Origin of the sequence: Blautia sp. 210820-DFI.6.14, from assembly GCF_020558815.1 — a bacterium.
Taxonomy (GTDB): domain Bacteria; phylum Bacillota; class Clostridia; order Lachnospirales; family Lachnospiraceae; genus Blautia_A; species Blautia_A obeum.
Genome location: NZ_JAJCKS010000109.1, coordinates 1 through 374 on the forward strand (window position 1 = coordinate 1; position 374 = coordinate 374).

The 374-nt window shown below is 45.2% G+C and carries 1 pseudogene; it reads left to right on the forward strand.

Annotated elements, in window-relative coordinates:
• Window positions 1–374, forward strand: a pseudogene (locus tag LI112_RS17950) (hypothetical protein); the annotation flags it as partial.

The following is a 374-nucleotide window of genomic DNA, read 5'->3' on the forward strand; positions in this document are numbered from 1 at the left end:
ACCTGCAAAAAGCTTTTCTCAGACGAAGCAGGAACCGTGGAAATCAGCAATCCGACAGCGATTAAAGCAACTGGTCATAATCTTGAAAAGGTAGAAAAGAAAGACGCCGGCTGCACAGAAGATGGACACGAAACATACTGGAAGTGTAACACCTGCAAAAAGCTTTTCTCAGACGAAGCAGGAACCGTGGAAATCAGCAATCCGACAGCGATTAAAGCAACTGGTCATAATCTTGAAAAGGTAGAAAAGAAAGACGCCGGCTGCACAGAAGATGGACACGAAACATACTGGAAGTGTAACACCTGCAAAAAGCTTTTCTCAGACGAAGCAGGAACCGTGGAAATCAGCAATCCGACAGCGATTAAAGCAACTGG